This window comes from Kitasatospora sp. SUK 42, assembly GCF_015776785.2.
Taxonomy (GTDB): domain Bacteria; phylum Actinomycetota; class Actinomycetes; order Streptomycetales; family Streptomycetaceae; genus Kitasatospora.
The window spans coordinates 1,222,504-1,244,408 of the sequence record NZ_LFMD02000003.1 but is presented as its reverse complement, the minus strand read 5'-3'; the positions used below and the strand labels follow the sequence as shown (position 1 = coordinate 1,244,408).

Here is a 21,905-nt window from a genome sequence, read left to right as displayed (position 1 = left end):
GGGCGTACGGTAGCCCTGCACGGGGCAGGCGTGTCCGACAAGTACGGAACGTCCCCCTGGTCTTCCGGCGAGTCGTCCCGACCGCCGCCCGCGCCCGGTCCACCGGAGCCGACGGAGCGTCACACCTCCAACGGGCGGGCGATGTTCGGGTGGTTCTGCCGGGGCCCGATTGGCTTTCTCGGGGCCGGTCGGGGCAGGATTCGTTCCCAGGCAGGCGGGCGGGCCCCTCGTAGGGCACCGGCGCGCGGCAACGGGTACGGCCCGGCCCGCGACCACGCATTGCCTGCATGAGCACAGTGTGCGGACCTGCGGCCCATCCGGGTGCCCCCCGGTGGGAGCACCGATGGGCCCCCGCACACCGCAAGCGAACAGACCACAGGAGTACACATGAACCGCAGTGAGCTGGTGGCCGCGCTGTCCGAGCGCGCCGAGGTGACCCGCAAGGACGCCGACGCCGTTCTGGCCGCCTTCGCCGAGATCGTCGGCGAGGTCGTCGCCAAGGGCGACGAGAAGGTCACCATCCCCGGTTTCCTGACCTTCGAGCGCACCCACCGCGCTGCCCGCACCGCCCGCAACCCGCAGACCGGCGAGCCGATCCAGATCGCGGCCGGCTACAGCGCCAAGGTCAGCGCCGGCTCCAAGCTGAAGGAAGCCGCCAAGGGCGCCTGAGTCACCCCTTGAACGCCCGAGAGGCCGGGCTCCCCGCGGGGAGCCCGGCCTCTCGCCGTGTGTGCCCGGCCGTCAGGCGTCGACGAGCTGCTCGCTGGGCAGCTCGACGTGGGCGCCCAGGTCGCGCAGCTTGTCCATGAAGTTCTCGTAGCCGCGGTTGATCAGGTCGATGCCGTGCACGGTCGAGGTGCCCTCGGCCGCCAGCGCCGCGATCAGGTACGAGAAGCCGCCGCGCAGGTCCGGGATGACCAGCTCGGCGCCGATCAGCTTGGACGGGCCGGAGACGACCGCGGAGTGCAGGAAGTTGCGCGCGCCGAAGCGGCACGGGGTGGCGCCCAGGCACTCGCGGTACAGCTGGATGTGCGCGCCCATCTGGTTCAGCGCGCCGGTGAAGCCCAGGCGCGACTCGTACACCGTCTCGTGCACGATGGACAGCCCGGTGGCCTGGGTCAGCGCGACCACCAGCGGCTGCTGCCAGTCGGTCTGGAAGCCCGGGTGCACGTCGGTCTCCAGGGCGATCGCCTTGAGCTCGCCGCCCGGGTGCCAGAAGCGGATGCCCTCGTCGTCCACCTCGAAGGCGCCGCCGACCTTCCGGAAGGTGTTGAGGAAGGTCATCATCTCCAGCTGGCGGGCGCCGCGGACGTAGATGTCGCCCTTGGTGGCCAGCGCCGCGCAGGCCCAGGAGGCGGACTCCAGGCGGTCCGGCAGCGCGCGGTGGGTGTAGCCGTTGAGCTCGTCCACACCGGTGATCAGAATGGTCCGGTCGGTGCCGAGCGTGATGATCGCGCCCATCTTCTGCAGGACGCAGATCAGGTCGACGATCTCCGGCTCGATGGCCGCGTTGCGCAGCTCGGTGACACCCTCGGCGAGCACCGCGGTGAGCAGCACCTGCTCGGTCGCGCCGACCGAGGGGTAGGGCAGCTCGATCCTGGTGCCGCGCAGCCGCTGCGGGGCGACCAGGTAGGTGCCCTGCGGGTGCTTCTCGATGGTGGCGCCGAACTGGCGCAGCACCTCGAAGTGGAAGTCGACCGGGCGGCCGCCGATGTCGCAGCCGCCGAGGCCCGGGATGAAGGCGTGGCCGAGGCGGTGCAGCAGCGGGCCGCAGAACAGGATCGGGATCCGCGAGGAGCCGGCGTGCGCGTCGATGTCGGCGACGTTGGCGCTCTCGACGTGCGAGGGGTCGAGGATCAGCTCGCCGTCCTCGTCGCCGGTGCGCACGGTCACGCCGTGCAACTGCAGCAGGCCGCGGACCACCTTGACGTCGCGGATGTCCGGGACGTTGCGCAGTCTGCTGGGACCCTGGCCGAGGAGGGCGGCGACCATGGCCTTGGGGACCAGGTTCTTCGCACCGCGGACACGGATCTCGCCTTCGAGCGGGTTTCCGCCGTGGACCAGCAGGACGTCGTCGGTCATCGTTCTCGCAATCCGGGGTGCCAGAGGATTCGGGGAGGGGGCTCCGGGGAGGAGCCGTTGGTGGACCGTTCGTACGGGCGCGTTCCGGGCCCCCGGCGTAACCGAGTCGGCACCGTGCAAGGGCGTCCACCAGACGTAGATGGTAGTAGGCGTGCCGCCGGTTCCCGTGAGCCTCTCCCGTGATGGTGCTCTCCCCGGGGTGTCTCCCGCCCGCCGACAGGGCCGTACGGGTGTTCGTTCGGCGTGGCGCGGTTTCGAGCGTTGAGGTGTCCGACCGGTGCCGTTCTGCGGGATCATGTGAGGCATGACGGCGGCCCATTCGCACGCAGGCCGGTCCCACACCGGCCGTCTGCTCGTCGCGACGCCCATGCTCACCGACCCGAACTTCGCGCGGGCGGTGGTGCTGCTCCTCGACCACGACGCCGAGGGGGCGCTCGGCGTGGTCCTCAACCGGCCGACGCCGGTCGAGGTGGGCAGTGTGCTGGACGGCTGGAACAGACTCGTCGGACAGCCCGCGGTGGTGTTCCAGGGCGGGCCGGTGGCCCTGGACTCGGCGCTGGGCCTCGCGGTCGCGCCGGGGGAGCCGGGCACCGGCGAGCCGCTCGGCTGGCGGCGGGTGCACGGCGCGATCGGACTGGTGGACCTGGAGGCGCCGCCCGAGGTGCTGGCCGGCGAGCTGGGGAGCCTGCGGATCTTCGCGGGGTACGCCGGCTGGTCGCCGGGCCAGCTGGAGACGGAGCTGGAGAGCGGCGCCTGGTACCTGGTGGACTGCGAGCCCGGGGACGTCTCCAGCCCCGAGCCGGAGCGGCTGTGGCGCTCGGTGCTGCGCCGCCAGCGCGGCCCGCTGGCCCTGCTGGCGACCTACCCGGACGACCCGACGATGAACTGAGCGGCCGCCCGGATGCCGGGGGCCGTGGCGCGATACTGGCCCGGTTTCCGGGGGCGCCCATAGACTTGGCACCCATGAGCACTCTTGAGCCCGAGCGCGGCCTCGGCACCGGCACCCTGGTCGAGCCCGTCCCACAGGTGTCCCACGGGGACGGCGACCACGAGCGCTTCGCGCACTACGTCCAGAAGGACAAGATCATGGAGAGCGCGCTCTCCGGATCCCCGGTGGTCGCGCTCTGCGGCAAGGTGTGGGTGCCCGGGCGCGACCCGAAGAAGTACCCGGTCTGCCCGATGTGCAAGGAGATCTACGACGGGATCGGCAAGCCGCAGGGCGGCGACGGCGACGACAAGTAGTCCGGCGTCCTCCGCAACGCCGTTTTGCATAGCACCGCGTTTGCCGCGGCGGTCTATGCCGGTCGTTCCGGGCGTGGGCAGGATGTCGGGATGGACCTCATTCCCGCACCTTCGAGTGCCGTCCACCGCCCGGACGAGGACTTCGCGCTCGACGCCACCACCACGCTGACCGCGCCGCCCGGGCTGGCCGACGCCGAGCGCTGGCTGCGCGGCACGCTGTCCGCGGCGACCGGGCTGCCGCTGGGTCCGGGCCGGCCGGGCAGCGGCATCGAACTGGTCCAGGACGACACGCTCGCGGCCGAGGCGTACCGGATCACGGTGCGCCCCGGCCACGCCGTGCTCGCCGCCGGCGGCCCGGCCGGGGCGCTGTGGGCCGCCCAGACCCTGCGGCAGCTGCTCGGGCCGGACGCCCACCGCCGCTCCCCGCTGCGCCGCGAGGGCTGGGTGCTGCCCGGCGCCGACATCGCGGACGCCCCCCGCTTCGGCTGGCGCGGCGTGCTGCTGGACGTCGCCCGGCACTTCCTGCCCAAGTCCGACCTGCTGCGCTTCGTCGACCTGCTGGCCGTGCACAAGCTCAACGTGCTGCACCTGCACCTGACCGACGACCAGGGCTGGCGGGTGGAGATCAAGCGCTACCCGGCGCTGACCGCGCGCGGCGCCTGGCGGGAGCGCTCGATGGTCGGCTACCGCGCCGCCCAGCGGCGCGACGACCGCCCGCACGGCGGCTACTACACCCAGGACGACCTGCGCGAGATCGTCGCCTACGCGGCCGCGCGCGGGATCACCGTCGTCCCGGAGATCGACCTGCCGGGCCACACCCAGGCCGCCGTCGCCGCCTACCCCGAGCTGGGCAACACCGACGTGGTGGACACCGCCGGGCTCGGCGTCTGGACCGACTGGGGGGTGAGCCACAACGTGCTCAACGCCTCCGAGGGGACGCTGCGCTTCTTCGAGGGGGTGCTGGAGGAGGTCCTGGAGCTGTTCCCGTCCGAGTTCATCCACCTCGGCGGCGACGAGTGCCCCAAGGAGCAGTGGAAGGACAGCGCCGCCGCCCAGGCCCGGATCCGCGAGCTGGGCCTGGCCAACGAGGACGAGCTGCAGAGCCACGTCATCCGGCACTTCGACCAGTGGCTGGCCGAGCGCGGCCGCCGGCTGATCGGCTGGGACGAGATCCTGGAGGGGGGCCTCGCCCCGGGTGCGGCCGTCTCCTCCTGGCGCGGCTTCGGCGGCGGGATCGCCGCCGCGCGGGCCGGGCACGACGTGGTGATGTGCCCCGAGCAGCACGTCTACCTCGACCACCGGCAGGCCGACGGCCCGGACGAGCCGATCCCGGTCGGCTTCGTGCGCACGCTGGAGGACGTCTACCGCTTCGAGCCCGTCCCGGAGCAGCTGGACGTGGTCGCCGCCCGGCGCGTCATCGGCACCCAGGCCAACCTGTGGAGCGAGTTCGCGGACAGCGCCCGGGACCTCGACTACCGGGCCTTCCCCCGGCTGGTCGCCTTCGCCGAGGTCGCCTGGTCCGACCTGCCCGCCGCGCCGGCCGAGCGTGACTACGCCGGGTTCGAGCGGCGGCTGACGACCCACCTGAGGGCGCTGGACGCGCTCGGCGTCGAGTACCGCCCGGCCGACGGACCGCACCCCTGGCAGCGCAGGCCCGGGGTGGTCGGCCGGCCGATCCAGGGCCCGCCGCCGGTGAGGTGATCGCCCGCCCGGGAACTTATGGGTGGTCATCTGACGTCAAGAGAAGATGAACATCTGCCCTGGCCCGACCGGGGTCAGGGCAGATACCGCCCGGTATCCATCCCAATCGGGCAGCCCCGTTCACCGGTCCCGAAATGATCATCGAGCATTGTGTGCCAGAGTTGCCCAACCCGGCCCGATCGCCCGTACCCTACGGGCCAGGCCGGGCTGCTGACGCGGACAGCACGGCCGTGGCCGCGGGCGGCAGGCGATCGATGAGCAAGTGGAGCACGGTGGGACCCAGGTGAACCGGACGATCATGCTGCCGGCCTCGCTCGACGAGGCCGTCGACGCGCTGGCCGCCGCCCCGGCCGCGGTACCGGTGGCCGGAGCCACCGACCTCATGGAGGCCGTCAACGCCGGACGACTGCGCCCCGCCGCGCTGGTCGGCCTCGGCCGGATCACCGAGCTGCGCGGCTGGCGCTACGAGGACGGCGGCACCGCCGTCCTCGGCGCCGGACTCACCCACGCCCGGATGGACCGCCCCGACTTCGCCGCGCTCATCCCCGCGCTCGCCGACGCCGCCCGCACGGCCGGCCCGCCGCAGGTGCGCAACGTCGGCACCCTCGGCGGCAACATCGTCACCGCCGCGCCGGCCGGTGACACCCTCCCGGTGCTCACCGCGCTGGAGGCCACCGTCACCCTCGCCCGCTCCGGTGGCACCCGCGAGGTGCCGGTCAGTCACCTGCTCACCGGCCTCGACCCGGTGCGCCCCGGCGAACTGCTCACCTGGGTGCGCGTCCCGCTGCTGCACGCGCCGCAGGTCTTCCTCAAGGCCACCGGCCGCAGCGGCCCGGCCCGCGCCACCGCCTCCGTCGCCCTCGTCCTCGACCCGGCCCGGCGCGCCGTGCGCTGCGCCGTCGGGGCCGTCGCCCCGGTGCCGCTGCGCCCGCTGGAGGCCGAGGCCTGGGTGGCCGGCTGCATCGACTGGGACGGCAGCCGGGAGATCGACCCGGTCGCCACCGCCGCCTTCGGCGAGTACGTGGCCGCCGCCTGCGTCCCCGACAACTACGGCGCCGAGGGCGCCTGGGAGGCCGTGACCGAGGGGCCGACCGCGGCCGCCGTTCGGCTGCGGCGTACCGTATCGGTGCTGGCCCGACGGGCACTGGGAAGGGCGCTGAAGTGACCACAGACCCCATCGAGACCCTCGACGCCGACCCGCTCGGCCTCGCCCCGCAGGTCAGCCGGGAGCTGCGCCCGTGCGCCTCCTACACCTTGCGGGTCAACGGTTTCGAACGGCCCGTCACCGACGCCTGGATCGGCGAGAGCCTGCTCTACGTGCTGCGCGAGCGGCTCGGCCTGGCCGGCGCCAAGGACGGCTGCGAGCAGGGCGAGTGCGGCGCCTGCTCGGTGCAGGTGGACGGCCAGCTGGTCGCCGGCTGCCTGGTGCCCGCCGCGCTGGCCGCCGACAGCGAGATCAACACCGTCGAGGGCCTGTCGTCCGGCGGCGGCGCGAGCGACGTCCAGCAGGCGCTGGCCGCCTCCGGCGCCGTCCAGTGCGGTTACTGCACCCCCGGCCTGGCGATGGCCGTGCACGACCTGCTCCAGCGCAACCACCGGCCCACCGAGGTCGAGGCCCGGCAGGCGCTGTGCGGCAACCTCTGCCGCTGCACCGGCTACCGCGGGGTGCTGGCCGCCGTCCAGACCGTCGCGGACGCCCGCGCGCAGGAGGCCGAGGAGGCGGAGGCCGCCGTCGCGGCCGCCGCCGTGGCGGAGGAGGCCCCCGCCGAGCAGCCCGCCGCACCGGCCGCCGAGGCGGCACCCACAGAGGCGCCCGCCGCCGTCGAGCCGGAGCCCGCCGTCGAACCGCCGGTCTACGCCGACGCCGACGCCTGGATCGAACACGTCCCGCAGCCGCCCGCCGAGCCGGCCCCCGTGCCCGCCCAGGCCCCCGCCCCGGCCGAGCAGCCGTACGGCGACGGCGCGGGCGCCTACGACACCGGCGTGTACGACACCTCCGCCCTGACGGCCGCCCAGCCCTCCATCCCCGCCCAGGCCGTGGACGACCAGGTGTACTACCAGCCGCAGGGCTACCCCGAGCAGCCCTACCAGGCCACCCCCGCCCACGGCACCTACGTGCCGACCGGCTACCCCGACGGCCACCAGCAGCAGAACGGCTACGACACCGGGTACGACGCCCCGGTCTACGAGCCCACCCCCGCGCACGGCACCCCGCTGCCCGGCACCGCCCACGACGGCACGCCCCCGCACGGCACCCCGTACGCCGACCCGCACCCGCACGGTGCCCCGGCCGAGGGCGGCGCCCCGGCCGGTGTCCCGTACGGCGCCACCCCCGCCCACGGCATCCGCCTCCCCGAGGACGACCACGCATCATGACGTCGCCTACCGACATCGGCGCAGCACTCCAGCAGGACGGCGGCGAGGGCGGCGCACCGGAGCCGTTCGGCCTGGGCAGCTCCCCGCTGCGCAGCGACGCGCTGCCCAAGGCGCTCGGCATCTACCCGTACGCGGCCGACCTGTGGGCCGAGGGGCTGCTGTGGGGCGCGGTGCTGCGCTCCCCGCACCCGCACGCCCGGATCCGCGGCATCGACACCTCGGCCGCGCTCGCGCTGCCCGGGGTGCACGCCGTGGTCACCGCCGCCGACCTGCCGCCCGGCCCTGACGGCCTGCCGGACGGCGCCCCGGCCGGACCGATCGTCGCCGACCGGCCGGTGCTGGCCGCCGGCGTGGTGCGCCACCACGGCGAGCCGGTCGCCGCCGTCGCCGCCGACCACCCGGACACCGCCCGGCTGGCGGTCGGCCTGATCGCGGTCGACTACGAGCCGCTGGAGGCGGTGACCGACCCCGAGCAGTCCTTCACCGCGCCGCCGCTGCACCCGGACGGCAACCTGTTCCGCCACCTGCCGCTGCGCACCGGGGACCCGGACGCGGTCGGCGAGATCGTCGTCGAGGGCCTCTACCAGGTCGGCCGGCAGGACCCGGCCCCGCTGGGCGCCGAGGCCGGGCTGGCCGTGCCGCGGCCGGACGGCGGTGTCGAACTGCACCTGTCCTCCACCGACCCGCACGGCGACCGCGACCGCACCGCCACCTGCCTGGGCCTGGAGCCCGACCGGGTCCGGCTGGTGGCCACCGGCGTGCCCGGCGCCACCACCGACCGCGAGGACCTCTCCTTCCAGGTCACCCTGGCGCTGCTGGCGCTGCGCACCGGCCGCCCGGTGAAGATGACCCTGACCCGCGAGGAGTCCTTCCACACCCACACCTCGCGCCACCCCGCGCTCCTGCGCTACCGCCACCACGCCGACGCCGAGGGCACGCTGGTGAAGGTCGAGGCGCAGATCCTGCTGGACGGCGGCGCCTACGCGGACGTCTCGGCCGAGGCGCTGGCCGCCGCGACGGCCTTCTCGGTCGGCCCGTACGTCTGCCCGAACGTCTTCGTGGACGCCTGGGCGGTGCGCACCAACAACCCGCCGGCCGGGCGGATGCGCGGCGAGGGCGCGCTCCAGACCTGCTTCGCCTACGAGTCCCAGCTGGACCAGCTGGCCGCCCGGGTGGGCGTGGACCCGGTGGAGATCCGCCGCCGCAACGCGATGGCCACCGGCGACCCGCTGCCCACCGGACAGGCCGTCACCTGCCCGGCGCCCGTGAAGGCGCTGCTGGACGCGGTGGCGGCCGAGCCGCTGCCGGCCCTGCCGGTGGACGACCCGGACGCCGAGTGGCTGCTGCCGGGCGGGCCCGGCGGCGCCGGGGACCCGGCGGCGGTGCGGCGCGGGATCGGCTACGCCGTGGGCATGGTGCACATGCTGGGCGCCGAGGGCGAGGACGAGGTCTCCACCGCCACCGTGCGGGTCAGCGGCGACCACGCCACGGTGATCTGCGCGGCCGTCGACGCCGGGCAGGGCTTCGCCACGCTGGCCCGTCAGATCGTGCAGACCGTCCTGGGCGTCAGCGAGGTCTACATCGCGCCGGCCGACAGCGACCAGTCGATCGCCGGGCCCTCCGCCCGCGGCCGGCACACCTGGGTCTCCGGCGGCGCGGTCGAGCGGGCCGCGCTGATGGTCCGCCACCAGCTGCTGCAGCCGATCGCGGCCAACTTCGGGATGTCGGTGGAGCTGCTGCAGATCGCCGACGGCAAGATCACCTCCTACGACGGGGTGCTCGGCATGCCCGTCGCCGAGGCCCTGGAGGGCAAGGAACTCTGGGCCACCGCACAGTGCCGCCCCCATCCGACCGAGCCGCTGGACGAGTCCGGGCATGGCGACGCCTTCGTCTCGATCTCCTTCTGCGCGATGCGCGCGGTGGTGGACGTGGACATCGAGCTGGGGGCGGTCCGGGTGGTCGAGATGACCGTCGCCCAGGACGTCGGCCGGGCGCTGAACCCGCGGCAGATCGAGGACCGGATCGAGGCGGGCGTGGCCCAGGGCGTGGGCCTGGCGCTGATGGAGGACCTGCAGACCTCGGGCGGGGTGCTGCTCAACCCCTCGCTCACCGGCTACCGGCTGCCCACCTCGCTGGACACCCCGGAGGTGCGGATCGCCGCGCTGCTGGAGGAGCGGGACGTGGTCGCCACCTTCGGGGCCAAGGCGGTCAGCGCCGTGCCCGCCGTGGTCGCCCCGGCGGCCGTCGCGGCCGCTGTCCGGGCCGCCACCGGCCTGCCGGTCGGCCGGCTGCCGATCCGCGCGGAGGACGCCGTCACCGTCTGAGCGGGACGACCGAAAAGGAAATTGCCGGCCGACTCGGGGAGTCGGCCGGCAATTCCTTTTCCGAGGCCATGGCGGGAATCGAACCCGCGTGCACCGCTTTGCAGACGGTTCCCTAAGCCACTCGGGCACACGGCCAGTGAATTCAGGATGGCGGAATTCGGGAGAGGGGTCAATGACCTTCCGTGAATTCCGTGTGACGTCGTGTAAATTCCGGACGGCCGGGTGTGCTACGGTCGGAAACGGTGGCGGTTCCTCCGCCACTCCGGACGAGCGCGTCGTACCCGGTGACGACAAGACGGCGCAGTTCAGCGGCAACCCGGCCGCTGTGGACTGCGGAGGTACGGCCGTCATGGCCTGGCTCGTTCTGATCGTCTCGGGTCTCCTGGAGACCGTCTGGGCGGTGGCCCTGGAATCGTCCAAGGGCTTCTCCCGCCTCGTTCCCAGTCTCGTCTTCGGCGTCGCCCTGCTGTTCAGCATGGGCGGGCTGGCGTACGCGATGCGCACCATCCCGATCGGCACCGGCTACGCGGTCTGGGTCGGCATCGGCGCGGTCGGCACCGCGCTCTACGGCATGGCCGTCCTGGGGGACGCCGCGACGGCGGCCCGGATCGGCTGCCTGCTGCTGATCGTCTCCGGCGTGGTGGGGCTCAAGGTGCTGCACTGACCCGTCGGGGCCACCGGGTCCTACGCCTGCGGACCGAGTCGATCACCGACCCGGGTCAGGGGCCATCGAGGCAGACGGCCCTTACGATGTTACGTATGACCACTGCCTCCCCCACCTCGGTCGACTCCACCCCGATACCCTCCGGAACCGACCCCGGTGGAGGAGTCCTCAGCGGCCGCTACCGTGCCCTGACGCTGGGGATCGTGTCGGTGGTCCTGGTGATCGCCTTCGAGGCGACCGCCGTCGGCACCGCGATGCCGGACGCGGCGAGGCAGCTCAACGGTTTCGGGCTGTACGCCTTCGCCTTCTCCGGCTACTTCACCACCACCCTGTTCGCCCTGGTCGTCTCCGGTCAGTGGTGCGACCGGAGCGGCCCGATGCGGCCGCTGTTCAGCGGCATCGCGGTGTTCGGCGCGGGGCTGGTGGTGGCCGGGACGGCGCCGTCGATGTGGCTGTTCGTGGCCGGGCGGGCGATCCAGGGCCTGGGTGGCGGACTGGTGATCGTCGCGCTGTACGTGGTGGTCGGCCGGGCCTACCCGGAGCGGCTTCGGCCCTCGGTGTTCGTGGCGTTCTCCTCGGCCTGGGTGCTGCCCTCGATCATCGGCCCGCTGGTCTCCGGGGCGATCACCCAGCACCTGGGCTGGCGCTGGGTGTTCCTGGCCGTGCCGGTGCTGATCCTGCTGCCGCTGGCGGTGATGGGCCCGGCGCTGGCCCGCTCCGAGCGGGAGCACCCGGTGGCCACGGGCGGGGAGTTCGACCGCCGCCGCACCCTGCTGGCCGCGATGGCGGCGGTCGGTGCCGGCCTGCTGCAGTACGCGGGCCAGCGCCGTGACCTGGTCGGCCTGGTCCCCGGGATCGCCGGGGCGGTGCTGCTGGTGCCCGCCGTGCTGCGGTTGCTGCCCGAGGGGACGCTGCGGGCCGGCCGCGGGCTGCCGACGGTGATCCTGCTGCGCGGGCTGGCGGCGGGGTCGTTCTTCGCGGCCGAGGCGTTCATCCCGCTGATGATGCGCACCGAGCGCGGCCTCTCGCCGACGCTGGCCGGGCTCACCCTGACCAGCGGTGCCCTCACCTGGGCGCTGGGCTCGTGGCTCCAGGGGCGGCCGGGGGCCGAGCGCTACCGGGGCGCGATGATCCGGGGCGGCTTCGTGCTGACCGCGGTGGCGATCGCGGGTTCGGCTCTGGTGCTGGTCCCGGCGGCGCCGACCTGGGTGACGGCGGTGGCCTGGGGCGTCGGCGGCATCGGGATGGGGCTGACGGTCGCGAGCGTCAGCGTGCTGATGATGAAGCTCTCCGCGCCCGAGGACGCCGGGGCCAACTCGGCCGCGCTGCAGATGAGCGACGCGCTGGGCAACGTGCTGCTGGTGGGCCTCGCCGGGGTGCTGTTCGCGGCGCTGGGCGGCGGCTCGCTCGCCGCCGCCCATGAGACGGTCACGGGGCCCGTGGCTCCCGGGGCCTTCGCGGTGATCTTCCTCAGCATGACCGGGGTGGCGCTGCTCGGCGCGCTGCTCTCCGGCCGGGTCCGTACGAGGGCCTGAGTTCAGCCGACGGCGTCGGCGGCGGGGGAGGGAGCCGGCGGCGGGGCCGCCGCGGTGCCGAGGAAGCTCTCCCAGCCGCCCGCCGGGGACTGGCCCGGGCCGAGGCTCTGCAGCTTGCGCAGTACCGCGGGGTCCTGGGCGTCCAGCCAGTCCACCAGCTGGCGGAAGGAGACCAGCCGGACCTCCGGCTTGTCCGCGATGGACTTGAGGGCGTCCTCGACGGCGTTCATGTAGATGCCGCCGTTCCACTCCTCGAAGTGGTTGCCGATGACGTACGGCGCCCGGTTGCTGGTGTACGTGCGGTCGAAGCCCATCAGGTAGGAGTCCCGGGCCTGCGCCTGGAAGCCCGGGTAGAGGGCCGGGTCGGCCTTGGTGTTGGGGCCGCACTGGTTGTACATGATGTTGTAGTCCATCGACAGCACCTGGAAGGTGTGCCCGGGGAAGGGGATGGACTGCAACGGGAGGTCCCACAGCGCGCCGCCCTGGATCTTCTGCGGCCACACCTGGGTGCCGTTGCCGCTGCTGTCGTAGCGCCAGCCGCGCTTGACCGCGGTGGGCAGCAGGTTGCGCTGGCCCTCCAGGCAGGGGGTGCGGCTGCCGATCAGCTCCCTGCGGTAGTCGAAGGGCAGCGCCGGCAGGTCGGTGAAGCCGGTGTTGGTGCGCCAGTTCGTCACGAAGTCCATCGCCTGCTGGATCTCGCTGTCCCACTCCTCCGGGGACCACTGGCCGACGCCGGTGGAGCCGCAGAAGTGGCCGTTGAAGTGGGTGCCGATCTCGTGGCCCTCCAGCCAGGCCGCGTGCACGTTCTCCAGGGTGTCGTGGATGTGCTGGTCGGTCAGGTAGCCGATCTCGGAGGCGCCGGCCTTGTGCTGCGGCGGGCGGTACAGGTCCTTCTTGGACTCCGGCAGCAGGTAGAGGCCGCTGAGGAAGAAGGTCATCGAGGCGTTGTGCTCCCGGGCCAGCCGGCGGAAGCGGGCGAACAGGCCGTTGTCGAGCTCGCCGGCGCCGTCCCAGGAGAAGACCACGAACTGCGGCGGGCGCTGGCCGGGTTGCAGCTGTTCGGGGACGGGCTGGTGGGGCTGGGGGCCGGTGTCCGAGGTCGAGCCGTCGCCGATCAGGACGGTCTCCGGCTTCTGGGGCGCCGGGGCCGGGGTGGCCGTCCGCTGCCCGGCGGTGGGGACGGTGGGGGCGACGGCGCCCTCGGCGCGCTCTCCGGCTCCGCCGCCGGACCGGCCGCTGCCGCAGCCCGCCGCCAGGGTGGCGGCGGTGGCCGCTCCGGCGGCCAGCAGGGTGCGGCGGGAGAGGGCGTCCATGGTCGCTCCGTTCATGAGGCGTTCGGCAGGCGTTCGGCAGGCGTGCGGCGCGCGGAAACTCCGGTCGGACCAGTCGGGTGATAGAACCCGAGACCGGGTCAGCATGGCACGCAGGTCGGAACGGTCGGAGAGGCACAGCGCGCGGTCGTAACCGATCGCCCGTTTGACGCAACCGAACCGGTGGGCCGGACCGTCGATGCTCTACGGCAGGGGTTGCGGCCGGTTCCGTGCGCGGTCCACGGCCGTCACGCTCCGTGTTCGGATCCCCACGTGGAGCAGCGCGGAGGCCGTCGACCCTGCCGATCGGCGGGTGCGGCTACGACCATCGTGGGGACGTGCCATAAGGTCCGATCCGATTGAATGAGTTCCCAGGAAATTCCCAGGAAGCGGGATTCCGGTCGGCAGAGGGGAGCGCCCGTGGGCGTCCAGCAGAGCAGGAGCCCCTGGCCGGGCACCCTGGCGGCGGGTGCCGCGCTGGTGCTCGGCGCCTGGCTGCTGCACGGCGGAGGCTCGCCCGTGCTGCCGCCCGCCCCCGGGGCCGGGCAGTCGTTGTCCGGGTTCGCCCCGGTCTCCGTCGTCCCGCCGCTCGGCCGCTCCGTCCCGACCCGGATCCGGATCCCGACCGTGCGGCTGGACGCCCCGGTCACCGAGATCGGCCTGGACGCCGACGGCCACCTCCAGGCCCCGCCGGAGGGGGACCGCAACCTCGCGGGCTGGTACCCCGGAGGGGCCAGCCCCGGCCAGCGCGGCACCGCGATCCTGGCGGGCCACGTCGACAACCGGGCCGGGCCCGCCGTCTTCTACGCTCTCGGATCGCTCCACCGGGGCGACCGGATCGAGTTCTCCCGCGCGGACGGCGCCACCGCCGTCTACCAGCTCTACGCCATCGAAGTGCACGACCGAAAGGACTTCCCGGACGACCGGGTGTACCACCAGGCCGCCGACGCACAGCTGCGGGTCATCACCTGCGGCGGCGCGTACAGCGAGAAGAACGGCTACGAGGGAAACGTCGTCGCCTACGGATTCCTGGCCGGCACCACTGCTCCGGGCAAAGCCGCATGACCACGCTCACCCTTGCCACCCGCTGGAACCCGATCGACTGGCCGCTCACCGACGGCCCGATCCCGCACGCCGTGTTCGTCGCCGGCTGGGCGGCGCTGTTCGCGCTCGCCGTCGGCCGCGGCCGGAGCTGGTGGCGGTTCCGCCTGCCCGCCGCGCTGATCACCGCGGCGGCCCTCAGTCTGCTGCTGGACGTCGTGGTCGACGGCTGGTGGCACCCCTTCCCGGAGGGCACGCCCCGGTACGTCACCTGGTGGATCGCCGTCGCCCTGCTGGGCTTCTGCCTGGTCGGCTACCGGGTGCGGCGGCTGACCTGGCCGCGCCGGGGGATCGCGCTCGGCCTGAGCGGCCTGGTGCTGCTGATGGCCGCCTCCGAGGTCAACATCGGCTTCGGCCAGTTCCCCAGCGGGCGGGTCATGCTGGCGCCGTGGCTGACCAGGACGGAGGGCCTGATCGCCCCCAAGGTCGAGCAGACCGTGGCCGCCCCGCCGGGCAAGGTGCTCGACGAGGTCTGGCGGCCCCCGGCGGACCTGCCCGCGAAGGGCACCGTCTCGGTGGTGCCGATCCCCGGCCTCAGGTCGAACTTCAGGGCCCGTGACGCGTACGTCTACCTCCCGCCCGCCTACCAGGCCACCCCGAGGCCGCTGCTGCCGGTGATCGTCATGATCGCCGGTCAGCCCGGGGTGCCCGGGGACTGGGTGCTGGCCGGTCAGATCAACGAGGCGATGGACGCGTTCGCCGCCCGGCACGGCGGCCTCGCGCCGATCGTGGTGATGCCCGATCAGCTCGGCTCGACCTGGGCCAACACGCTCTGCCTGGATTCGAAGATCGCCAAGACCCAGACCTACCTGGCGGTGGACGTGCCCAAATGGATCCACCAGAACCTTCAGACCGCCACCGGCCGGGCCACCTGGGCCATAGGCGGCGCCTCGATGGGCGGCACCTGCGCGCTCCAGCTCGGCGTCAACGCGCCCGACGTGTACGGCACCGTCCTGGACATGTCCGGGCAGCTGGAGCCGACCCTGGGCACCCGGGAGGAGACGGTCAAGGCCGCGTTCGGCGGCGACGGGAAGAAGTTCGACGCGGTCGACCCGCTCCAGGTGATGGCCCGTCGGAAGTTCCCGGACACCAACGCCGCCCTGATGGTCGGGGAGACCGACGGGGAGTTCAGGCCGCAGATGGAGAAGGTCTACCAGGCCGTGCAGGCGGCCGGGATGAAGGCGAAGTTCGAGCTGATGCCGGGCGGCCACGGCTGGGTCGTCTTCCGGCCCGGCATCGCCCAGCAGATCCCGTGGCTCGCCCAGCAGACCGGGCTGACCCGGTGACCGGGGCGGGGACCGCACTGGTGGCCGTCGAGGAGCGGGAGCGCAGAGCCGGGCCGGACGCGGAGCGCGCGCCCGACCGGGGCGCCGACCGCGCCCCGGTCACCCGGACGCCGGAGCCGCGCCCGCAGCGGCTGCGGCGGGCGGCCCGGGCGCTCGGCGCCCGGCTGTGCTCGGCGCCGCTGACCCTGGCGCTGCTGGCCGGGCTCTGGGCGCTCGGCGGGGCCACCGGCAGCCTGTCCGCCGGGCCGTCCGGGCACCTGCTCTCCCGGGCCGGGATCGGCCTGCCCACGCTCGCCGAGGGCCGCTGGTGGACGCCGGTCACCTCGCTGTTCTGGTGCTCGGGCAGCGGCGCGTACGTGACCACCAGCCTGCTGCTGCTCCTGGTCGGCCCGGCCGCCGAGCACCGGCTCGGACGGCTGCGCACCCTCGCGGTGCTGGTCGGCGGGCAGGTGGCCGGCACCCTGCTGGGCACCGGGCTGGTCAAGTTCGGCTCCTCCGCGGGGGAGCAGTGGACCGCCTCGGTGGCCGACCAGACCTCGATCGGGCCCGGCGTCGGCCTGTTCGCCCTGGCCGGGGTGCTCGGCTACCGGCTCACCGTGCTCTGGCGCCGCCGGCTGCACCTGCTGGTGCTGCTGGGCCCGCTGGTCATGACGCTGTACGTGGGCCACCTGCAGAGCGTCCAGCGGTGCGCCGCCGCGCTGGTCGGGCTGGGCCTGGGCGCGCTGGTCAGCCGGAGCCGCCCGCACCTGCGCACGCACCGCTCCTCGCACACCGAGATCCGGGTGCTGGTCGCGCTCTGCCTGGTCGCCGCCGCCTTCGGGCCGCTGATCGCCTCGCTGTACGACAACGCCAGCGGGCCGTTCAACACCTTCTCCGAGCTGTACTTCTCGCACCGGCTCAGCCCGGACGAGGTGGCCGACTTCTGCGCGGTGTCGGCGCACGACTGCGCCCGCGCGCACGCCGTGGAGCGGATCTTCGACACCCCCGGGCGGCTGATGGCCGCGCTGTTCCCGGCGCTGCTGCTGGTGCTCGCCGAGGGGCTGCGCCGGGGGCTGCGGTTCGCCTGGCGGATCACCGTCGCCACCGAGCTGCTCTGGGTGGCGCTGCTGGCCTGGCTGTACCTGGACGCCGGGCCGGTCAGCGGGGACGTGGTGCAGTACTTCGTCGAGGCGATGCTGCTGCCGCTGCTGACCACCGGTCTGCTGCTGGCCACCCGTCAGCGGTTCCGGCTGCGGCTGTCCGGACGGGCGGTGCGCCGGCTGGCCGTGGTGGTCGGCGGGGCCGCGCTGGCCGCCGCGGCGGCGTACGTGGGCCTCGGACGGCTGGCGGCCGGGCAGTTCGAGCCCGGCGCGAGCGTGCGCGGGCTGGTGCACGGGCTGCCGGCCCAGTTCCTGCCGCCCGCGTACAACGACCTGCTGCCGGACTACCCGATCGCGGTCGGCCCGGTGGCGCAGTTCCTGGAGACGTACTGCGGGCTGGCGTTCTGGGTGGTCGCGCTGATCGCGCTGCTGTCGGCCTTCCGCCGCCCGGTGCTGCACACCGACGCGGCGGCCGCGGCCCGGGCGCGGGCGCTCCTCTCCGCGCACGGCGGCGGGACGCTGTCCTTCATCACCACCTGGGAGGGCAACCACTACTGGTTCGACGAGCGGGGCCGCGCGGCCGTCGCCTACCGGGTGGTGGGCACCGTGGCGCTGACCACCGGCGACCCGTTCGGCGCCCCCGAGGACCGGGCCCGGGCGGTGGCCGGCTTTGCCCGCCACTGCGACGCGCGGGGCTGGACGCCGTGCTTCTACAGCGTCTCCGCCGAGACCAGGGCCGCCGCCGAACAGCTGGGCTGGCGCTCGGTGCAGGTCGCCGAGGACACCGTGGTGCCGCTGCCCGAGCTGGCCTTCACCGGCCGCAAGTGGCAGGACATCCGCACCGCCCTCAACAAGGCCGGCAAGCAGGGCATCACCGCGGAGTGGTGGGCGTACCACGAGGCGCCGCTCGCGCTGCGGGACCAGATCCGGGCGATCTCCGAGGAGTGGGTCTCCGAGAAGGGCCTGCCCGAGATGGGCTTCACGCTCGGCGGGCTGGAGGAGCTCGACGACCCCGATGTGCGGGTGCTGATCGCGGTGGACGAGCAGCGGGTGGTGCACGGGCTGACCAGCTGGATGCCGGTGTACGAGGACGGCGTGCCGGTCGGCTGGACGCTGGACTTCATGCGCCGGCGCTCGGACGGCTTCCGCGGCGTCAGCGAGTTCCTGATCGCCTCGGCCGCGCTGGGCTTCAAGGAGGAGGGCGCGCGCTTCCTGTCGCTGTCGGGCGCGCCGCTGGCCCGCACCGGGCAGGATGGGGACCCCACCGGGCTGCAGCGGATGCTGGACTGGATGGGCAGGGTGCTGGAACCGGTGTACGGCTTCCGTTCGCTGCTGGCGTTCAAGGCGAAGTTCCAGCCGGAGTACCGGCCGATGTACATGGCCTACCCCGACCCGGCCGCGCTGCCCGGCATCACCAGGGCGATCGGCAAGGCCTACCTGCCGCACCTGACGGCGCCGCAGGGCGTACGGCTGATGCGCAAGCTGTCGGGCTAGCCTGCCCGGGCCCCGGTCCCGGGTGGCAGCCGCTCCGCGGCGACCGGCTCACGGCTGGTCACCGCCGGTCCTCGCCTGCTCCTACCGGCTCACGGCCGGAAGCGCTGAGGCGCTCCCGGACGCCGCCCGCCGGTCAGCCGAGCAGCTGGGCGAGCGCGCGGTCGGCGTCCAGGTGCAGGTGCTCCTCGCCCTCGGGGACGAGCAGCCGGCTGCGCCACAGGAAGCGCCGCAGGTCGGCGGTGTCGAACTGGAGCAGCGCGGTGCCCTCCGGGGCCCGCAGCTCGACCATGGTGCGCCGGCCGAGCCCGGGCCGGACGTGGACGTCGCCGACGCCGGCCGGCACCTCCAGTCCGGCCGAGAGCAGCTGGCGGGCGAAGACCCAGACGATGTCCTCGGAGCTCTGGCCGTCCACGGGGTCGTCCAGCGAGAACTCGGCGGGGAAGGCCATCCGGGCCGCGAACGGGTCCTCCGGCTGGTAGGAGAGCACGACCCGCAGCCGGGCGGAGCGGTGCTGGGAGAGGATCAGGCGGGCCTGGACGGTCTCTTCGACGGCTGCGTACACGAGTGGTCCCTTCGGTTCGGTGCGAGGCCGGGCGATGGCAGGTGGGGTTGGGGCGGCCTCACGTTGGTGAGAGTCCTGGGGCCACCGGGGATTACCGGGTTTCGCGGGTGATTGTTGGTGACCTGCGTCACATCGATTTCCGGCCGTCCGGGTCCGGCGCGGCCCGGCTCCTGGAGGCCCGAACGGCGCCGGGCCGGTACGCTGGGCGGGTTGTCCGATCGCCGCCCGACCGCGGGACGGGGCCGCAAAACCGCCTCTGACCTGCGATGATCCCCCTCGGAGACCGTGAGTACTGCCGCCGCCTCCTCGATGCCGCTGTTCTCCGACGCGCCGCAGGCGTCCGTCCGGACCGCCGGCCAGGCCCCGTCCACCGGTTCGCACCACCTGTCCCCGGCCTTCCCCGGCCGTGCCCCCTGGGGCACCGCGGGCAAGCTGCGGGCCTGGCAGCAGGGCGCGCTGGACAAGTACATCGAGACCCAGCCGCGCGACTTCCTCGCGGTCGCGACCCCGGGCGCAGGCAAGACCACCTTCGCGCTCACCCTGGCCTCGTACCTGCTGCACAACCACCTGGTGCAGCAGGTGACGGTCGTCGCGCCGACCGAGCACCTGAAGAAGCAGTGGGCCGAGGCCGCCGCCCGGATAGGCATCAAGCTGGACCCGGCGTACTCCTCCGGGCCGCTGTCCCGGGAGTACCACGGCATCGTGGTCACCTACGCGGGCGTCGGGGTCAACCCGATGCTGCACCGCAACCGGACCGAGGCCCGCAAGACCCTCGTGATCATGGACGAGATCCACCACGCCGGTGACTCCAAGTCCTGGGGCGAGGCCTGTTTCGAGGCCTTCGAGCCGGCCACCCGCCGGCTGGCGCTGACCGGGACGCCGTTCCGCTCGGACACCAACCCGATCCCGTTCGTGGCGTACGACGCGGGCGGCGACGGGATCCGCAAGTCCGTCGCCGACTACACCTACGGCTACGGGCACGCGCTCGCCGACCACGTCGTCCGCCCGGTGATCTTCCTCAGCTACAGCGGCAACATGCGCTGGCGCACCAAGTCCGGCGACGAGCTGGAGGCCCGGCTCGGCGAGCCGATGACCAAGGACCTGATCGCCCAGGCCTGGCGCACCGCGCTGTCCCCGCAGGGCGAGTGGATCCCGGCCGTGCTGCAGGCCGCCGACCGGCGCCTGACCGAGGTCCGCAAGGCGATCCCGGACGCCGGCGGGCTGGTCATCGCCACCGACCAGAACGTGGCCCGCGCCTACGCCAAGATGCTGCGCGAGATCAGCGGCGAGAAGGTCACCCTGGTGCTCTCGGACGAGACCGAGGCCTCCAAGCGGATCTCCGACTACGCGGAGGGGACCTCGCGCTGGATGGTCGCGGTCCGCATGGTGTCCGAGGGCGTCGACGTGCCCCGGCTGTGCGTCGGGGTGTACGCCACCTCGATCTCCACCCCGCTGTTCTTCGCCCAGGCCGTCGGCCGCTTCGTGCGCGCCCGCAAGCGCGGCGAGACCGCCTCGGTGTTCCTGCCGACCATCCCGATGCTGCTGGGCTTCGCCAACGAGATGGAGGTCCAGCGCGACCACGTGCTGGACCGGCCCAAGAAGGAGGGCGACGGCCTCTTCGACGAGGAGGACCGGCTGCTCGCCGAGGCCGAACGGGCCAACGACGGGCCGGACGGCGCGGGCGGCGAGGAGTTCTCCTACGAGGCGCTCGGCTCCGACGCGGTCTTCGACCGGGTGCTGTACAACGCCATGGAGTTCGGCATGCAGGCCCACCCGGGGAGCGAGGAGGAGGACGACTACCTCGGCATCCCGGGCCTGCTGGAGCCGGACCAGGTGCAGATGCTGCTCCAGAAGCGCCAGCACCGGCAGATCCAGCGCAGCAAGACCAAGCCCGCCGAGGAGGCCGACCTGCTGGAGATGCCGGCCGACCAGCGGCCGGTGGTCACCCACCAGGAGCTGAGGGAGCTGCGCAAGGAGCTGAACGCGCTGGTCGCCGCCTGGCACCACCGCACCAGCCAGCCGCACGGCACCATCCACAACGAGCTGCGCCGCCAGTGCGGCGGTCCGCTCACCGCGCAGGCCACCGCCAACCAGCTGAAGGCGCGGATCGCCCGCATCCGGGAGTGGGCGAAGTGACCACCGGCCGGGCGGGCCGCATCCGGTCCGTCCGGCCCCGGGTGTCCGGACATCGGACCGTGGTCGAACCCCTGCTCCGATCCGATGGGCGAATTGGGAGCATTCGTCCGTAATTCCCGGCAGTGCGGGTGGCGATCGCGCCCGAATTTTGGACAAGCACTTCCGCCGCGACAGTTCCTTCACTAGCTTTCCCCCACGCTCTTCCCGCCGGGCGACCCCCGGGGACGGGCTCCGCAGGACCGTGCGACCGTCAAGGACGACGCCGTACGGGCCGAGCGCGGCCACCCCCACCTGCGCGCGACACCGACCTTGGACCGGCGCCGCCCGCCCGCGAGCGCCGCGGAAAGGATTGCCCGTCGTGACTGCCGAGACCTCCCAGACCCTGGACCGCGGCGTGCGGGTGCTCAAGCTCCTCGCCGACTCCGAGCGCGGGCTGACCGTCACCGAACTGGCCGCCCGGCTGGCCGTCAACCGCACCGTCGTCTACCGGCTGCTCGCGACCCTGGAGCAGCACGGCCTGGTCCGCCGGGACATCGGCGGCCGCGCCCGGGTCGGCCTCGGCGTGCTGCGGCTGGCGCACCGGGTGCACCCGCTGCTGCGCGAGGCCGCGCTGCCCGCCCTGCGCAGCCTGGCCGAGGACCTCGGCGCCACCGCCCACCTGACCCTGGTGGACGGCAACGAGGCGCTGGCCGTCGCCGTGGTCGAGCCCAGCTGGACCGACTTCCACGTCGCCTACCGGACCGGTCTGCGCCACCCGCTCACCGAGAGCGCGGCCGGCCGGGCGATCCTGGAGGCGCGAGCCTTCCCCAGCCAGCGCAGACCCGAGCAGGGCTTCGTCATCACCCGTGCGGAGGAGCAGTCCGGGGCCAGCGGGGCCGCCGCCGCGCTGCTCGGGCTGAGCGGCATCGAGGGCAGCGTCGGCGTGGTGATGCTCAGCGGACTGGTGCCCGAGCGGGTCGGCCCCCGGGTGGTGGAGGCGGCGACCGAGGTGGCCGACGCCCTGAGGTAGCGCG

General features: G+C 73.7%; 17 protein-coding genes, 1 tRNA gene and 1 riboswitch. Of the genes, 14 read left to right on the top strand and 4 right to left on the bottom strand.

Going from position 1 to position 21,905, the window contains the following annotated elements; genetic code table 11:
* Positions 1-387: 387 nt before the first annotated feature.
* Positions 388-669, top strand: a complete 282-nt coding sequence (locus RZ50_RS15285; protein ID WP_030059737.1) for an HU family DNA-binding protein — start codon at positions 388-390, stop codon at positions 667-669.
* Positions 670-741: 72 nt separating this feature from the next.
* On the opposite strand, the gene murA is transcribed toward RZ50_RS15285, so the two are convergent.
* A complete protein-coding gene (gene murA, locus RZ50_RS15280; protein WP_196947465.1) occupies positions 742-2,082 on the bottom strand; it encodes a UDP-N-acetylglucosamine 1-carboxyvinyltransferase in 1,341 nt (446 codons plus the stop codon).
* A 304-nt stretch (positions 2,083-2,386) separates the two neighbouring features.
* On the opposite strand from murA, the gene RZ50_RS15275 reads away from it, so the two are divergent.
* The 6 genes from RZ50_RS15275 to RZ50_RS15250 all read left to right on the top strand — a co-directional run bounded on the left by RZ50_RS15275 (position 2,387) and on the right by RZ50_RS15250 (position 9,725).
* Positions 2,387-2,971, top strand: coding sequence for a YqgE/AlgH family protein (locus tag RZ50_RS15275; protein ID WP_196947466.1), 585 nt, complete (start codon positions 2,387-2,389; stop codon positions 2,969-2,971).
* A gap of 74 nt (positions 2,972-3,045) precedes the next feature.
* A complete protein-coding gene (locus RZ50_RS15270) occupies positions 3,046-3,324 on the top strand; it encodes a DUF3039 domain-containing protein (RefSeq protein ID WP_196947467.1) in 279 nt (92 codons plus the stop codon).
* A gap of 90 nt (positions 3,325-3,414) precedes the next feature.
* Positions 3,415-5,025, top strand: a complete 1,611-nt coding sequence (locus RZ50_RS15265; protein ID WP_196947468.1) for a beta-N-acetylhexosaminidase — start codon at positions 3,415-3,417, stop codon at positions 5,023-5,025.
* Between the two features lie 298 nt (positions 5,026-5,323).
* Positions 5,324-6,190 (top strand): xanthine dehydrogenase family protein subunit M, encoded by an 867-nt coding sequence (locus RZ50_RS15260; protein ID WP_196947470.1) that lies wholly within the window; start codon positions 5,324-5,326, stop codon positions 6,188-6,190.
* Positions 6,187-7,401, top strand: coding sequence for a 2Fe-2S iron-sulfur cluster-binding protein (locus tag RZ50_RS30340; RefSeq protein WP_374199920.1), 1,215 nt, complete (start codon positions 6,187-6,189; stop codon positions 7,399-7,401). Before RZ50_RS15260 ends, RZ50_RS30340 begins: the two co-directional genes overlap by 4 nt.
* Positions 7,398-9,725: a xanthine dehydrogenase family protein molybdopterin-binding subunit gene (locus tag RZ50_RS15250; RefSeq protein WP_196947382.1), complete on the top strand. Its 2,328-nt coding sequence runs from the start codon at positions 7,398-7,400 to the stop codon at positions 9,723-9,725. Before RZ50_RS30340 ends, RZ50_RS15250 begins: the two co-directional genes overlap by 4 nt.
* Positions 9,726-9,788: 63 nt before the next feature.
* Here RZ50_RS15250 and RZ50_RS15245 read toward each other — a convergent pair.
* Positions 9,789-9,860, bottom strand: a tRNA-Cys gene (locus tag RZ50_RS15245).
* Positions 9,861-9,964: 104 nt separating this feature from the next.
* Positions 9,965-10,030, top strand: a riboswitch (guanidine-III (ykkC-III) riboswitch).
* A gap of 44 nt (positions 10,031-10,074) precedes the next feature.
* On the opposite strand from RZ50_RS15245, the gene RZ50_RS15240 reads away from it, so the two are divergent.
* Both RZ50_RS15240 and RZ50_RS15235 read left to right on the top strand, forming a co-directional pair.
* Positions 10,075-10,389: a multidrug efflux SMR transporter gene (locus RZ50_RS15240; RefSeq protein WP_196947381.1), complete on the top strand. Its 315-nt coding sequence runs from the start codon at positions 10,075-10,077 to the stop codon at positions 10,387-10,389.
* Between the two features lie 95 nt (positions 10,390-10,484).
* Positions 10,485-11,924 (top strand): MFS transporter, encoded by a 1,440-nt coding sequence (locus RZ50_RS15235; RefSeq protein ID WP_196947380.1) that lies wholly within the window; start codon positions 10,485-10,487, stop codon positions 11,922-11,924.
* A gap of 2 nt (positions 11,925-11,926) precedes the next feature.
* Here the strand turns inward: RZ50_RS15235 and RZ50_RS15230 are convergent, their stop codons facing one another.
* On the bottom strand, positions 11,927-13,237 hold the full coding sequence (locus RZ50_RS15230; protein ID WP_217680545.1) for a hypothetical protein: 1,311 nt from the start codon (positions 13,235-13,237) through the stop codon (positions 11,927-11,929).
* Positions 13,238-13,654: 417 nt separating this feature from the next.
* On the opposite strand from RZ50_RS15230, the gene RZ50_RS15225 reads away from it, so the two are divergent.
* The 3 genes from RZ50_RS15225 to RZ50_RS30135 are packed head-to-tail and all read left to right on the top strand — an operon-like array spanning position 13,655 to position 18,194.
* On the top strand, positions 13,655-14,299 hold the full coding sequence (locus tag RZ50_RS15225) for a class F sortase (protein WP_308271645.1): 645 nt from the start codon (positions 13,655-13,657) through the stop codon (positions 14,297-14,299).
* On the top strand, positions 14,296-15,621 hold the full coding sequence (locus tag RZ50_RS15220; RefSeq protein ID WP_196947378.1) for an alpha/beta hydrolase family protein: 1,326 nt from the start codon (positions 14,296-14,298) through the stop codon (positions 15,619-15,621). Before RZ50_RS15225 ends, RZ50_RS15220 begins: the two co-directional genes overlap by 4 nt.
* Positions 15,618-18,194: a bifunctional lysylphosphatidylglycerol flippase/synthetase MprF gene (locus RZ50_RS30135; protein WP_196947377.1), complete on the top strand. Its 2,577-nt coding sequence runs from the start codon at positions 15,618-15,620 to the stop codon at positions 18,192-18,194. Before RZ50_RS15220 ends, RZ50_RS30135 begins: the two co-directional genes overlap by 4 nt.
* Before the next feature lie 133 nt (positions 18,195-18,327).
* Here the strand turns inward: RZ50_RS30135 and RZ50_RS15210 are convergent, their stop codons facing one another.
* Positions 18,328-18,756 (bottom strand): SsgA family sporulation/cell division regulator, encoded by a 429-nt coding sequence (locus RZ50_RS15210; RefSeq protein WP_196947376.1) that lies wholly within the window; start codon positions 18,754-18,756, stop codon positions 18,328-18,330.
* Positions 18,757-19,065: 309 nt separating this feature from the next.
* On the opposite strand from RZ50_RS15210, the gene RZ50_RS15205 reads away from it, so the two are divergent.
* On the top strand, positions 19,066-20,892 hold the full coding sequence (locus RZ50_RS15205; RefSeq protein ID WP_196947386.1) for a DEAD/DEAH box helicase: 1,827 nt from the start codon (positions 19,066-19,068) through the stop codon (positions 20,890-20,892).
* Positions 20,893-21,250: 358 nt separating this feature from the next.
* Entirely contained in the window at positions 21,251-21,901 is a 651-nt protein-coding gene (locus tag RZ50_RS15200; protein WP_196947375.1) for an IclR family transcriptional regulator, read from the top strand.
* Positions 21,902-21,905: the final 4 nt, after the last annotated feature.